Genomic DNA, 13062 nt, shown 5'->3' on the forward strand with positions numbered 1-13062 from the left:
TGGCCGGAAAAAATCAAGTCTGCGTGACGAAGAAGCTGAAATTCAGCCGGTTTCGCGTGAGGGATCAGAGAGATCCGCGCGAAAGGCGCGACACGAGCTGGGCCGTATAGTCCACCATCGGCACGATGCGGGAATAATTAAGCCGCGTCGGGCCAATCACGCCCACCGCTCCGACAATGCGGTCGTCGTCATCGCGATAGGGGGCAACGATCAGGGAGGAGCCGGAAAGCGAGAAGAGCTTGTTCTCCGAACCGATGAAGATGCGCACGCCGGGTCCGCTTTCAGCAAGGTTCAGGAGCTCGATCAAGCTGTCCTTCTTCTCCAGGTCGTCAAAGAGCAGGCGCAGACGGTCGAGGTCTTCCGCCCCGCCCACGCCTTCCAGCAGGTTTGCGCGGCCGCGGATGATGAGTTGCGCTGGCTTTGTCTCGTCCGAGTTGCCGGCCCATACGGCAATGCCACGCTCCACGAGATCCCGCGACAGCGCATCGAGCTCGTGGCGAACTTCATCTTTCAGTCGGCTCAATTGCAGGCGCAATTCCGGCAGCGTTTGCCCGGTCATGTGCGCGTTGAGGAAATTTGCGGCTTCGGTGAGCTGCGAAGAGGTAACGCCGGCGGGCAGCTCGATGATTCGGTTTTCCACCTGATCGTGATCACCGACAAGCACGGCCAGAGCCTTGGTAGGCTCCAGGCGGATGAACTCGACATGCTTCAGCACCGAATCGCTCTTGGACGTGATGACGAGGCCGGCGCCGCGCGAAATGCCCGAGAGCATGCGACTTGCCTCGTTCATCATCGATTCCACGGGATTGTCGCGGTTTCCGGCCCGCACCTGGCGGTCGATACTGGCGCGCTCCTCCACAGAGAGATCGCCGACCTGCATGAAGGCATCGACAAAGAAGCGCAGCCCCACCTGCGTGGGCAGGCGGCCGGCACTCACATGCGGCGAATAGATGAGCCCCAGTTCTTCCAGGTCGCTCATGACATTGCGCACAGAGGCTGGCGACAGTGACATGGGCAGAAGACGTGACAGATTGCGGGAACCCAACGGTTCGCCGTGCTCCAGATAACCTTCGACGATACGTCGGAAGATTTCCTTGGATCGTTCATCCAGCGCGGCCACGGCATCCGAAACCGATGTCGACCTGTAGCTCATGAACTTTCGCACCCGTACTGAATGATATCCGGGAAATATAGCCAAACTTACCCCCGTGGCAAAAGGGAATTTGCAAATGCACGCAGCCAATCGTAGAAGCGGGCGACAATACAGATGCAGGCATGGCATTGCCGGGAACCGCTCACGCTTTTCGGCATCATGTTTCAGGAGAAGAGAATGCGGCCTTCAGGCAGAAAAACAGACCAGATGCGCAAGGTCTCCTTCGAGCGCAATTTTTCCAAGCATGCCGAAGGCTCCTGCCTGGTGAAATTCGGCGATACGCATGTGCTCTGCACGGCAAGCCTTGAAGACAAGACACCGCCATGGCTGCGCAATAGCGGCAAGGGCTGGGTTACCGCCGAATACGGCATGTTGCCGCGCGCGACAGGCGAGCGTATGAAGCGCGAAGCCGCTACCGGCAAGCAGGGTGGCCGCACGCAGGAGATCCAACGCCTCATCGGCCGTTCGCTGCGCGCTGTGGTCGATCTGACCGCGCTCGGCGAGCGCCAGATTACGCTCGACTGCGACGTTATCCAGGCGGATGGCGGCACGCGTACGGCCTCCATCACCGGGGCCTGGATTGCGCTTTACGACTGCCTGCGCTGGATGGAAACCCGCAACATGATCAAGGCCGACCGCGTCCTGAAGGATCATGTCGCGGCGATCTCCTGCGGCATCTTCGCCAGCCAGCCGGTCATCGACCTCGACTATCTCGAAGATTCTTCCGCCGAAACCGATGCCAATTTCGTCATGACGGGCGCCGGCGGCATCGTCGAGATCCAGGGCACGGCGGAAGGCACGCCTTTCACCGAGGAAGAATTTTCTTCGCTGATGGGCCTTGCCAAGGCCGGTATCGCCGAACTGGTGGACCTGCAGAAGCAGGCAATCGCCTGAGAGCATCCGTTCGGGCCTATCAATGAATTTTCCTTGTCCCCGTTTCGGGGACAAGGCGGACCAAGAGGCGGTAATGGCCCACCCGATCGAAGGCATTCTTGAAACCGCGCTTTATGCCGCAGATCTCGATGCGGCTGAAGCCTTCTACGGGAATGTGCTGGGTCTCGAGAAGATCGCACGGTCGGGCAACCGCCATGTGTTCTTCCGGTGTGGACCGGGCGTGCTGCTGATCTTTAACCCGAAGGAAACGATGAAGCCGCCGGCACCTGACAGTCTGCAGGTTCCGCCGCATGGCACGACCGGAAAGGGCCATGCCTGCTTCAGGGTTTCGGGAGATTATCTCGATCAGATGGCCAGGAAGCTGCAGGCAGCCGGTATCGGTATTGAATCAGAGGTTCACTGGCCGCAGGGTGGCCGATCCATTTATTTTCGCGATCCTGATGGCAATAGCCTGGAATGCGCGGAAGCGAAAATCTGGGGCATGGAATAAGGATATTTTATGCGTAAGCTCGAAACCAAGACCATTGTCGTCGCCAGCCATAACCAGGGCAAGATCCGAGAGATTCAAGATCTGATCGGGCCGCTCGGCTTTACTGCCAAATCGGCTGCCGAGCTCAATTTCATCGAACCCAAGGAAACCGGGACGACCTTCGAGGAAAATGCCACGATCAAGGCACTCGCCTCGGCTGAAGCGTCCGGCCTGCCGGCACTTTCAGATGATTCCGGCCTCGTCGTCGATGCCCTCGGCGGTGATCCCGGCGTCTACACGGCCGACTGGGCGGAGACCGGTAACGGCACCCGCGATTTTGGCATGGCGATGGAAAAGGTCGAGAAGGCACTGGAAAAGGCAGGCGCCAAGAAGCCCGAACAGCGCACCGCGCGTTTCGTCAGCGTGCTCTGCCTTGCCTGGCCGGATGGCCATACCGAGCTTTTCCGCGGCGAAGTGGAAGGCACCGTCGCCTGGCCGCCGCGCGGAATGCAGGGTTTCGGCTATGATCCGGTTTTCCAGCCGGAAGGTTATGATGTGACGTTCGGCGAGATGAGCGCGGAAGAAAAGCATGGCTGGAGTATCGGCAAACCGCAGGCTCTGTCGCATCGCGCCCGCGCCTTCAAGCTCTTTGTCGAAACCTGCCTGGAAGCATAGGGCCAAGCTTTGAACATGATCGAGTCGCCTGCGCTGATGCCCGACGCAAAGCTTCTGCCCGATACCGGCGAGCCCGGTTTCGGGGTCTATGTGCATTGGCCTTTCTGCGCGGCGAAGTGTCCCTATTGCGATTTCAACAGCCATGTCCGGCATCAGCCGGTCGATCAGGAGCGCTATGTCGCCGCTTTCCTGAAGGAGATCGCCACTGCCCGCCAGATGAGCGGGCCGAAGACGGTGACCAGCATCTTCCTCGGCGGCGGCACGCCCTCGCTGATGAAGCCGGAAACGGTCGATGCGATCCTTAACGGCATTTCGCGATACTGGCATGTGCCTGATGGCATCGAGATCACGATGGAGGCCAATCCTTCAAGCGTCGAGGCCGAACGCTTCCGCGGCTATCGCGCTGCCGGCGTCAACCGTGTGTCGCTCGGCGTGCAGGCGCTCAACGACCGTGACCTGAAATTCCTCGGGCGGCTGCACGACGTCGCCGATGCGCTGAAGGCGATCAAGCTGGCGCGCGATATCTTCCCGCGCATGTCCTTCGACCTGATCTATGCCAGGCCGAACCAGACGGTGGAAGAATGGGAGCGCGAACTGAAGGAAGCGATCTCCTATGCGGTCGATCATCTCTCGCTCTATCAGCTGACCATCGAGGAAGGCACGCCCTTCTATAGCCTGCACAAGGCCGGAAAGCTGATCGTGCCTGATGGGGACCAGTCCGCTGAACTCTATGAGGCCACGCAGGAAATCACCGAGCGTGAAGGACTGCCTGCCTATGAGGTGTCCAACCACGCCCGGCCCGGCGCGGAGAGCCGACATAACCTCACCTATTGGCGCTACGGTGATTATGCCGGCATCGGCCCTGGCGCGCATGGGCGCCTGACGCGCGGCGCAGAAAAGATCGCAACCGCTACGGAACGCAAACCTGAGGCTTGGCTGGACCTCGTCGAGCGCGACGGGCACGGCATCGTCGACGAGGAGCGCCTCGGCTTCGAGGAACAGTCCGACGAACTGCTATTGATGGGCCTGCGCCTGAAAGAAGGCGTCGATCTCGCTCGCTGGCAGCAGCTTTCCGGCCGCGATCTCGATCCGAAACGCGAAGAGTTTTTACTGGAACACCGCTTCATCGAACGGATCGGCAATTCGCGGCTGCGCTGCACTCCGTCAGGCATGCTGATCCTCGATTCCGTCGTCGCGGACCTCGCCTGCTGAATCACATCAGGCAGTGCGCCTCTTCCCCAAGTTGACGAGCCTTCCATCGATCGCCGCAAGGCCGACGGCGATCAGCGCCATGCCGATCAGATGCTTGAGCTGCAACTGCTCGCCGAGCGCTAGCGCCCCTAGCAGGATCGCACTGACGGGGATCAAGAAGGTTACCAGCATCAGGTTGGTGGCTCCAGCCGTGGCCAGGATTCGGAAGAACAGAACATAGGCCACAGCCGTGGAGAGTATCGCGAGGCCGAGCAGCGCCAGCCAGGTCTCGGCAGAGGGGATGGCGAGCGTCCAGGGTTGGTCGGCAATCAGGGCGATCGGCAGCATGAGCACAGTCGAAGCCGTCACCTGTCCGGCGGCTGGGATCAAAGGCGCCAGGCCCATCCGGCGGAATCGCCGGCCCCAGATGCCTGCCAGGGAGTAGGAGAAGGCCGCACCGAGGACCGCGAGCTGGGCGAGCACGTTCGAACCGAGATCCCTCAAGACATCGAAGCCGATCATATAGGCTACGCCGGCAAAACCAACAATCACGCCGAAGAGACGGTTTGCCGTCAGCTTCTCGTCTGCCGTCAGCACGTGGGCGACGACCACGGCGAAAAGCGGCGTCGTGGCGTTGAGGATCGAGGCAAGGCCGCTCGCAATATGCGTCTGGCCCCAGACGATCAGGCAGAAGGGGATCATATTATTCAAGAGTCCCATGCCGAAGAAAGCGATCCAGCTCTGCCTGTCGCGCGGCATGGTATGTCCCATCGCCCGCACGATCAGATTGAGCGCGATGGCGGCAAGTAGCACGCGCGCGGTCACGATCGTGAAAGGCGGCAGCGCCTTCACCAGAATGCCGTTGAAGAAGAAGGAGCCGCCCCAGAGAAGCGACAAGACGATCAGCATGGCCCATTCACCGGTTCCCATGGTTCTCTGTACAGCCATGATAATCTCCTTCATCGAGCTTTGCTAAATCGTTCTCTCGAGCAAACCGACGCAGATTTGCCAGAGACATTTGTTTTTATTAGTATCTCTACGTGTCCGGCAAACGAGCATTTCTCCTCGTATAATTGAGCTGAGCTAAATCATGGTTGATCCCTTGCCTTCGCTCTCGGCCTTGCGCGCCTTCGAGGCAGCGGCGCGCCATCTCAGCATGACGCAGGCAGCGCACGAGCTGCATGTCACGCCGGGCGCTGTCAGCTTGCAGATTCGCGATCTCGAGGCCTCGCTTGGCGTGTCGCTTTTCGAGCGGCGTACGCGGCAGATTCTGCTGACGACCGAGGGCCGCGATTACTTCGCGACGCTGCGCACAGCCTTCCAACTCGTGCGCGAGGCAACGGCATCGCTGACGGCGCGGCGGCGCGGCAATTCACTGGCGCTTACCTGTACGGCCGGTTTTGCGACGCACTGGCTGTTGCCACGGCTTCAGCGGTTCGAGGACATGCATCCTGATATCGATGTGCGCATCAGTGCCTCCCATCGCATGTTCGATTTCGAACGTGACGGGATCGATCTCGCCATCCGCCACGGACTTGGCGGCTACGAGGGGCTGATCAGCGAGCGTCTGGTGGATGATGAACTGGTGCCGGTCTGCACGCCGGCGATTGCGGCGGCCCTCGGCGCTCACCCTTCCCCGGATCAGCTTGCTGGTTATCAGCTCATCCACGACGTCTACCGCCGCGACTGGCAGCTCTGGCTGGCGGCAGCGGGCGCCACCAGGGTGGATGCCTCCCGCGGCCCGATCTTCAGTGACGGCAACGGCGCCTTCGAGGCGATGAAATCGGGTTTCGGCGTGGCGCTGATGCGACGCTCCTTCATTGGGAGGGAACTTGCCGAAGGCCTGCTCGTGGCGCCGTTTCCGCTGGGGCTCGCAAGCAGGCTTGCCTACCATCTGGTCTATCCAGGCACAGCGCTGGAACGACCGGCGGTCGCTGCCTTCCGGCGCTGGCTGCTTTCAGAAGCTCACAGCTAGTTCCGATGAGTCGCGCCTGTCTTGAACAGGCTGCCCGTCGGCGTCTTCAGGAACATGTCCAGCGGAATATGCTCCTGATGCAGGAAGCCGCTGGCCGGCAGCAGGCCGTCGCGGACCATCTCGATGACGGCAACCACAGAAGCCGACGTCGTCCAGGCGATCGCCGTGCGCCGTGCGCCGGCAATCTCGATCGGATAATAGGCGCGCACGAACTCCTTGCGGCGCAGGCCGCCATTGACTGTGCCTTCGGCCGCGACATGCACGTAGACGACGTCGTCATCGACCGGCGGCTTTGCATTGGTCAGGATCTCGCCGGCAAGCTGGCGCCTGTCGCGCATCAGAAGCTCGTGGAAGAAGAAATTCATCAGCTCCATGTGGCCAGGATAACGCATCGTCTTGTAGTCGAGATTGTCGACCTTGCCGAGCATGGTGTCACACATGGTGCCTAGCCCGCCCGAGGTCGTGAAGGCTTCCAGCTTGACGCCGCCGACATAGATCGTCTCGTGCCACTCCATGGGCGAGACGAGCTTGCGTACGCCGCCCTCAATGACCTCGCAATCGTTCAGATATTCATTGACCACACCTTCCGGCGACCAATTGAAAGCATAACCCAGAAGCCCGGTCGGGTTCTGCGGCAGGGCGCCGACACGCATGCGGATCGAGCGGCAGCGGTCGAAGCCATCGGCAAGGCTTGCGCCGACGATACCGACGAAACCGGGCGCCAGGCCGCATTGCGGCGCCATCAGGCCGCGAGCGGTCTTGGAAAGCTCGATGATGAAATTGGTGGTCGGCACATCCTCGGTCAGATCAAAATAGTGGATGCCGGCGAGATGAGCCGCCCGAGCCAGCTCTATATTCAGATGATAGGGCAGGCAGGACAGGACCGCTTCGACGCTCGACAGCAACTCGCCGATGACGGAGGGACTGGTGATATCGCCGGATCGGCATTTAAACGGGAGATCGCCCTGAGGCAGTTGCGCATCGACGCCGATCACCTCGAAGCCGCCCTCATGCAACAGCGTCGCTGCCAGCCGTCCGACCTTGCCGAGGCCGACCACGGCAATTTTCTGAAAACTCATTGAGATCCTCCCGAGCGCCGGCGTTTTCACTGGCGCGTTTTTCTCACGTGGAGGCTGTATAGAATAAAATACTTATAAAAGAAAACAGCCGGGATCGCTCCCGGCTGTCGGATGGCGATGGCAATCCACCGCCTATTCGTTGATGAGGCGCTTCAGAAGCTCGATCTCATGCGAAAGCTTCGTGTCTCCCGAGATCAGTTCCTCGATCTTGCGAACGGCGTGCAAAACCGTCGTGTGATCGCGTCCGCCGAATCGGCGGCCGATTTCCGGGAAGGAGCGCGGCGTCAGTGTCTTCGCCAGATACATGGCGATCTGGCGCGGCTTGACGATGACACGCGTGCGGCGGTTCGAGACCAATTCCTGTCGCGAGACGTTGTAGTGACGCGCGACGATACGCTGGATATCCTCGATACGCACACGGCGCGGCTCACCGGAACCGACGAGATGGGCCAGAAGCTCATCCACGCGCTCGATCGACAGGTTCGGCTCGAAGGAGCGGCGGAAGATCAACTGGTTGAAGGCGCCTTCCAGCTCACGGCCGCTTGCCGTGACGTTGCGGGCGACGTGCTGCAGCAGATCGGTCGGGATTTCCAAGGACGGATCTTCCAGACGGGCGACCGCAAGACGACGATTCAGGATTTCGAGACGCATCTCGTAGTCGGGACCATCGAGTTCGATGGCAACACCACCCTGCAGACGCGAGCGGACGCGTGGATCGAGCGATTCCAGCTCCCACGGCGCCCGGTCGCCGGCGACGACAACCTGCTTGGCGCTGTCGAGCAGCATGTTCAGCAGGTGGCAGAACTCGTGCTGGATCATCTTGCCCTGCAGGAACTGCATGTCGTCGATGATGAGAAGATCGATGGCACGCAGCGAATCCTTCAGCGTCAGTGCATCATTGTCGCGGATTGCGGTCGCAAAACGCCACATGAAGTATTCGGCCGTCAGATAGACAACGCGCAGGCCACGCGGGTTCTGCACGGCGGCATTGGCGATCGCCTGCAGCAGATGCGTCTTGCCGAGACCGACGGTCGCGTGGACAAAGAGCGGGTTGAAGCGCACAGCGCCCTGACCTGCTTCCGCGATGGTCTTTGCGGCGGCGAGCGCCACACGGTTGGAGCTCCCCTCGACGAAAGTGTCGAAGGTGAAGCGGGAATCCAGCGGCGAGCCAAAGAGCGGCGAACCGACATTTGCCGGGCGCGCCGCAGCGGCGGCCGAAACAGCCTGCTGAACGATCTGCCCCGCCGGCTGGGCAGATGCCGGGCGGCGAAGCTGGGTGGGCTGGGTGACCGTCTCGACGGAGACTGCATCGTCCAGCGCCTTCGTACCGATGCGCGTTGCCGTGCGCACAAGGATTTCGACCTTCAGGATTTCGGAATCTTCGGCCTGGAAAAGACCGGTGATGAGATCGAGATACCTGTTGTTGATCCACGACTTCAGAAAGGTCGTGGGAACGGAAAGACGAACGACGCTCTTGGAAACCGAATGAAGCTTGAGCCGTGCAAACCAGCTTGCATAGACGTCAGGACCGACTTGTGCCTTCAGACGCGCGCTAACGCGGTCGAAGAGAACGCCATGCTTCATATCCGTCTTTTCTTCCTTCGCGCCCAGGTGAATGGAACCGAAAGACTGCTGTGCAGCTTCCCCGTTATCCAGTGCACCCGTCGTAATCGAATTCATCTGCATAATGCCGCCTTTCATTTCCTCGGGCGGTCATTTGCTAACAGCCGCCCGATCATTCCCCGCTTTGACAAAGCCGACGGCACCCTCATGAGCCATCCGCCTGCCGGTTCACACAAACACTGTCCTGTTTCCAGGACCGACACGGAGCCCCTGCGGTGGTCGCGTTCATGCGACAACCGTCACGAATTCTCCATGTCAGGATGGCAGCCGATCCTCGTTTTTCGCCTGCCAGCCCGAACGCAATGTTACTCTATCCCCTGCCCTTCTCCTGGCCTCGCGCAAAACGTGTGGCCACGAAGCGCACAAAACGTCCCCGTCCCGTGACAGCCACGTCACGGCACAATGTCGTCGAGTGCGTTGAGAAAACGGAAGCTGTGCGCTCCGTTGCAAGTGACACAGTGTCATCATCCCGCCGACTTGGCAGTTTGGACTGACTTCTGCAGGTGATGTCCGCGCCCTTTGCTGGACGCCATTTAGGCAGGATCAAAAGGCAAGATCAACGATGAATTTTACGCAAAATTAACAAGCGGCCATTGACTCCGGCGGGGCCTTTAGGGCGTCACACCAACGTCAAAAAAGAATCGCTTTTGAATCAAGGAGATTCCCCTGCTGGGCTATTTTGGACACGTATAAAAAGAAAAAAGAAAAAATCTTCTTGACTCATTTGGGGCCACGGGCTGCGTGACCAGAGTCGCAAGCCTTGAAAGGATCCTTGCGTAAGCCATTGTTTTAAAACAATTTTTCCTGTCATGCCTCTGACACGAAATCGTCGCCGGATTAACTATATCCGCGGCGGCCAGCTGAATCGAAAAAGCCCGGTAAAATTACCGGGCTAATCATAACGAGCAATTCGTTAATGAAATATTTAGGCGCTTGCAGAGGCCGAAAGAGCCTTCACACGAGCAGCAAGGCGCGAGACCTTGCGGGATGCCGTGTTGGCGTGAAGGACGCCCTTGCTTGCGGCGCGTGCCAGCTCTGGTTCAGCGACAATGAAGGCTTCCTTTGCCTTGGCAGCATCACCAGCCGCGAGCGCCTCTTCGACCTGGCGAACGTAGGTGCGAACGCGCGAACGGCGAGCCTTGTTGGTTGCGGTACGGCGAGCGATCTTGCGAGTCGCCTTTTTCGCCGAGGTTGTATTGGCCATGGATGCCTCTCTCAAGAATTCGAACAAAACTCCGCCATTACCGCGCTGGCCCTGCGGCCACTCAATTCAGCAATACGGGAGCATTAGCGGAAAACCAGAGCGGCTTTCCGAACCGTGGGCGGGCATATAACTCTAAAGCTGCGCGACGTCAACGCGCATTTTCAAGGAAAAGCCCCTTTCCCAGCGCCGCCCGCTCACCTGTTCCTGAAGGCCGGTTTGCGCTTCTCGACGAAGGCAGCCATGCCCTCTTTCTGGTCCTCGGTCGCAAAGAGGCTCTGGAAGAGACGGCGCTCGAAACGCAGGCCTTCCTCCAGCGTGGTCTCGAAGGCGCGGCTGACTGCCTCCTTTGCCATCAATACCGAGGGACGCGACAGCGATGCGATCTTGGCGGCCGCCTCCAGTGTCTCGTCCAGAAGCCGCTCAGGCGCCACCACACGCGAAACGAGTCCCGAGCGCTCGGCTTCGGCCGCATCCATCATGCGACCGGTCAGGATAAGGTCCATTGCCTTGGCCTTGCCGACCGCTCGCGTCAGGCGCTGCGAGCCACCAATGCCCGGAATGACCCCCAGCGTGATCTCCGGCTGGCCGAACTTCGCCGTCTCCGAGGCGATGATGAAGTCGCAAAGCATGGCAAGCTCGCATCCGCCGCCGAGTGCAAAACCACTGACGGCAGCGATGATCGGCTTGCGGGCCTTGGCGATCTCATCCCAGCCGCTGATGAAATCGCTCTTATAGACCTCGGCGAAATCGAGCGGCTGCATTTCCTTGATATCGGCGCCGGCGGCAAAGGCGCGCTCGGAACCGGTCAGCACGATCGCGCCGATGGCATCATCCGCGTGAAAGGCCGCATAAGCGCGCTTCAATTCCTTGAGCACTATCGAATTCAGGGCGTTCAGCGCCTGCGGCCGGTTCAGCGTGATCAGACCAACATTGCCGCGGGTTTCGACTACAAGGGTTTCATAGGCCATCGCGCGCTCCTATTTTTGGCAGGTGGCACAATAGAAGGTGGAACGGCCAGCCTGCACGATGCGCGAGACCGTACCGCCACAGCCCGGCGTGCGGCAAGCAAGACCTTCGCGATCATAGACGGAAAAGGAATGCTGGAAGTAACCGAGCGAGCCATCCGTCTGAATGTGGTCGCGCAGTGACGATCCGCCGGCAGCGATCGCATCGGCAATCACATCGCGGATCGAACTGACAAGCAGGTTCAGCGGCTCCTTCGGCTTGCCCGTCTTCGTCACCAGCGTGCCGGCTGCACGCGCGGGCGAGAGATGTGCACGCCACAGGGCCTCGCAAACATAGATATTACCGAGCCCGGCGATGGTCTTCTGATCCAGCAGTGCGCCCTTCAGCGGCTGGGCCTTGCCGGCGAAACGTTCGGCCAGATAGGCGGCCGACAGTTCATTGCCGGTCGGCTCCGGCCCCAGGCCAAACAGGAAGGGGTTCGCGTCGAGCTCGGAGCGATCGGCAATATCCATAAAGCCGAAGCGGCGCGGGTCGTTGTAGATGACGCGACGCGGACCACCCTCGCCTTCCAGATGGAAGACGGCGTGATCGTGCTTCTCGTCCTTGGAGCGCTCATGATGAAATTCGCCGGGCGTGCCGGTGACCGGACCCTGCTCGATCCGAAAGGAGCCGGACATGCCGAGATGGGAAATGATCGTCTTGCCGCTGTCGAGATCGATCAGCAGGTACTTGGCCCGCCGCCCAAGGCCGATGATCGTGCGGCCTGAGACCTGATTTTCGAAATCCTTCGGGAAAGGGAAACGCAGGTCACCGCGACGCAATTCCAGCCTTTCGATGCGTGCGCCTTCCATCGCCGGCGTCAGGCCGCGCTTCACCGTCTCGACTTCTGGCAATTCCGGCATCTTAACCCATCTATATCTAACGTGTTTCAACCGCCTGCGATGTGCGCTATAGCGCCAACGTGCCGCGGGCGGACCGTGGCCCACAAATAGCGCCGCAGCCACGTTTTCGCTATGGTCGCCGCGCCGAATTCTTGATGTGAACGGAGTAGCTTGATGTCAGACAGCCGTATCTCCGCCGATGGCGGCATGGAAACATCCTACGGCTTCCGCGAGGTGCCGACCGGCGAGAAGCAGGGTCTCGTCAACGAGGTCTTCCACAAGGTCGCCAAGCGCTACGACATCATGAACGACGTCATGTCGATGGGCATGCACCGCGTCTGGAAGGATGCGATGATCGCGGCGCTGAACCCGCGCAAAGAGCCGGGCTACAAAGTGCTCGACGTTGCCGGCGGTACGGGCGACATCGCCTTCCGCATCGTCGAAGCCTCCAACCGCCAGGCACATGCGACCGTGCTGGACATCAATGGCTCCATGCTCGGCGTCGGCGCCGAGAGGGCGGAAAAGAAGGGGCTTTCGGAGAACCTCACCTTCGTGGAGGCCAATGCCGAGGACCTTCCCTTCGAAGCAAACAGCTTCGATGCCTATACGATCGCCTTCGGTATCCGCAATGTACCGCGGATCGAGGTGGCGCTGTCGGAAGCCTATCGGGTGCTGAAGCGCGGCGGCCGCCTGCTCGTGCTCGAATTTTCGGAAGTGGAACTGCCGGTTCTCGACAAGATCTATGACGCATGGTCGTTCAATGCCATTCCCAAGTTCGGCAAGGCAATCACCGGCGATGCCGAGCCTTACCAGTATCTCGTGGAGTCGATCCGCAAGTTTCCGAACCAGGAGAACTTCGCGGCGATGATCCGCACGGCCGGCTTCTCCCGGGTGAGCTACACCAATTATACCGCCGGCATCGCAGCGCTGCACTCCGGCTGGAAGCTCTGAT

General features: G+C 60.2%; 13 protein-coding genes. 6 read left to right on the forward strand and 7 right to left on the reverse strand.

Going from position 1 to position 13062, the window contains the following annotated elements; genetic code table 11:
- Positions 1-64: 64 nt before the first annotated feature.
- Positions 65-1153, reverse strand: a complete 1089-nt coding sequence (gene hrcA, locus AC1DUP_RS08325) for a heat-inducible transcriptional repressor HrcA (RefSeq protein ID WP_113298326.1) — start codon at positions 1151-1153, stop codon at positions 65-67.
- Between the two features lie 177 nt (positions 1154-1330).
- Between hrcA and rph the strand changes: the two genes are divergently transcribed.
- From rph to hemW, 4 genes are all read left to right on the forward strand, one after another.
- Positions 1331-2047 carry a ribonuclease PH gene (gene rph, locus AC1DUP_RS08330; protein ID WP_113298602.1) on the forward strand — a complete coding sequence of 239 codons (717 nt, stop codon included), beginning with the start codon at positions 1331-1333 and terminating at the stop codon, positions 2045-2047.
- 73 nt (positions 2048-2120) lie between these two features.
- On the forward strand, positions 2121-2537 hold the full coding sequence (locus AC1DUP_RS08335) for a VOC family protein (protein ID WP_113307754.1): 417 nt from the start codon (positions 2121-2123) through the stop codon (positions 2535-2537).
- 9 nt (positions 2538-2546) lie between these two features.
- A complete protein-coding gene (rdgB, locus tag AC1DUP_RS08340; protein ID WP_113298324.1) occupies positions 2547-3191 on the forward strand; it encodes an RdgB/HAM1 family non-canonical purine NTP pyrophosphatase in 645 nt (214 codons plus the stop codon).
- 15 nt (positions 3192-3206) lie between these two features.
- Positions 3207-4403 carry a radical SAM family heme chaperone HemW gene (gene hemW / locus AC1DUP_RS08345; RefSeq protein WP_477832399.1) on the forward strand — a complete coding sequence of 399 codons (1197 nt, stop codon included), beginning with the start codon at positions 3207-3209 and terminating at the stop codon, positions 4401-4403.
- Between the two features lie 6 nt (positions 4404-4409).
- Here the strand turns inward: hemW and AC1DUP_RS08350 are convergent, their stop codons facing one another.
- Entirely contained in the window at positions 4410-5330 is a 921-nt protein-coding gene (locus AC1DUP_RS08350) for a DMT family transporter (protein WP_477832400.1), read from the reverse strand.
- Positions 5331-5472: 142 nt separating this feature from the next.
- Between AC1DUP_RS08350 and gcvA the strand changes: the two genes are divergently transcribed.
- Entirely contained in the window at positions 5473-6357 is an 885-nt protein-coding gene (gene gcvA, locus AC1DUP_RS08355; protein ID WP_477832401.1) for a transcriptional regulator GcvA, read from the forward strand.
- Here the strand turns inward: gcvA and AC1DUP_RS08360 are convergent.
- From AC1DUP_RS08360 to mutM, 5 genes are all read right to left on the reverse strand, one after another.
- Positions 6354-7436, reverse strand: coding sequence for a saccharopine dehydrogenase family protein (locus tag AC1DUP_RS08360; RefSeq protein ID WP_477832402.1), 1083 nt, complete (start codon positions 7434-7436; stop codon positions 6354-6356). The genes gcvA and AC1DUP_RS08360 overlap by 4 nt on opposite strands.
- Positions 7437-7568: 132 nt before the next feature.
- The gene (gene dnaA / locus AC1DUP_RS08365; RefSeq protein ID WP_113298601.1) at positions 7569-9122 is read right to left on the reverse strand and encodes a chromosomal replication initiator protein DnaA; all 1554 of its coding nucleotides are present in this window, start codon (positions 9120-9122) and stop codon (positions 7569-7571) included.
- Between the two features lie 862 nt (positions 9123-9984).
- Positions 9985-10263, reverse strand: a complete 279-nt coding sequence (gene rpsT, locus AC1DUP_RS08370; RefSeq protein WP_113298319.1) for a 30S ribosomal protein S20 — start codon at positions 10261-10263, stop codon at positions 9985-9987.
- A 194-nt stretch (positions 10264-10457) separates the two neighbouring features.
- Positions 10458-11231 carry an enoyl-CoA hydratase gene (locus AC1DUP_RS08375; RefSeq protein ID WP_113298318.1) on the reverse strand — a complete coding sequence of 258 codons (774 nt, stop codon included), beginning with the start codon at positions 11229-11231 and terminating at the stop codon, positions 10458-10460.
- Positions 11232-11240: 9 nt separating this feature from the next.
- Positions 11241-12131 (reverse strand): bifunctional DNA-formamidopyrimidine glycosylase/DNA-(apurinic or apyrimidinic site) lyase, encoded by an 891-nt coding sequence (gene mutM / locus AC1DUP_RS08380; RefSeq protein WP_477832403.1) that lies wholly within the window; start codon positions 12129-12131, stop codon positions 11241-11243.
- A gap of 153 nt (positions 12132-12284) precedes the next feature.
- Between mutM and ubiE the strand changes: the two genes are divergently transcribed.
- Complete coding sequence (gene ubiE, locus AC1DUP_RS08385) at positions 12285-13061, forward strand: bifunctional demethylmenaquinone methyltransferase/2-methoxy-6-polyprenyl-1,4-benzoquinol methylase UbiE (protein WP_113307749.1); 777 nt, start codon at positions 12285-12287, stop codon at positions 13059-13061.
- The last annotated feature ends 1 nt before the right edge of the window (position 13062 follow it).

The organism is Rhizobium sp. 01L419 (assembly GCF_056400025.1).

Coding starts and splice junctions, on each gene's coding strand:
- hrcA (WP_113298326.1), bottom strand. CDS start 1,153: ATGAGCTACAGGTCGACATCGGTTTCGGATGCCGTGGCCGCGCTGGAT.
- rph (WP_113298602.1), top strand. CDS start 1,331: ATGCGGCCTTCAGGCAGAAAAACAGACCAGATGCGCAAGGTCTCCTTC.
- AC1DUP_RS08335 (WP_113307754.1), top strand. CDS start 2,121: ATGGCCCACCCGATCGAAGGCATTCTTGAAACCGCGCTTTATGCCGCA.
- rdgB (WP_113298324.1), top strand. CDS start 2,547: ATGCGTAAGCTCGAAACCAAGACCATTGTCGTCGCCAGCCATAACCAG.
- hemW (WP_477832399.1), top strand. CDS start 3,207: ATGATCGAGTCGCCTGCGCTGATGCCCGACGCAAAGCTTCTGCCCGAT.
- AC1DUP_RS08350 (WP_477832400.1), bottom strand. CDS start 5,330: ATGGCTGTACAGAGAACCATGGGAACCGGTGAATGGGCCATGCTGATC.
- gcvA (WP_477832401.1), top strand. CDS start 5,473: ATGGTTGATCCCTTGCCTTCGCTCTCGGCCTTGCGCGCCTTCGAGGCA.
- AC1DUP_RS08360 (WP_477832402.1), bottom strand. CDS start 7,436: ATGAGTTTTCAGAAAATTGCCGTGGTCGGCCTCGGCAAGGTCGGACGG.
- dnaA (WP_113298601.1), bottom strand. CDS start 9,122: ATGCAGATGAATTCGATTACGACGGGTGCACTGGATAACGGGGAAGCT.
- rpsT (WP_113298319.1), bottom strand. CDS start 10,263: ATGGCCAATACAACCTCGGCGAAAAAGGCGACTCGCAAGATCGCTCGC.
- AC1DUP_RS08375 (WP_113298318.1), bottom strand. CDS start 11,231: ATGGCCTATGAAACCCTTGTAGTCGAAACCCGCGGCAATGTTGGTCTG.
- mutM (WP_477832403.1), bottom strand. CDS start 12,131: ATGCCGGAATTGCCAGAAGTCGAGACGGTGAAGCGCGGCCTGACGCCG.
- ubiE (WP_113307749.1), top strand. CDS start 12,285: ATGTCAGACAGCCGTATCTCCGCCGATGGCGGCATGGAAACATCCTAC.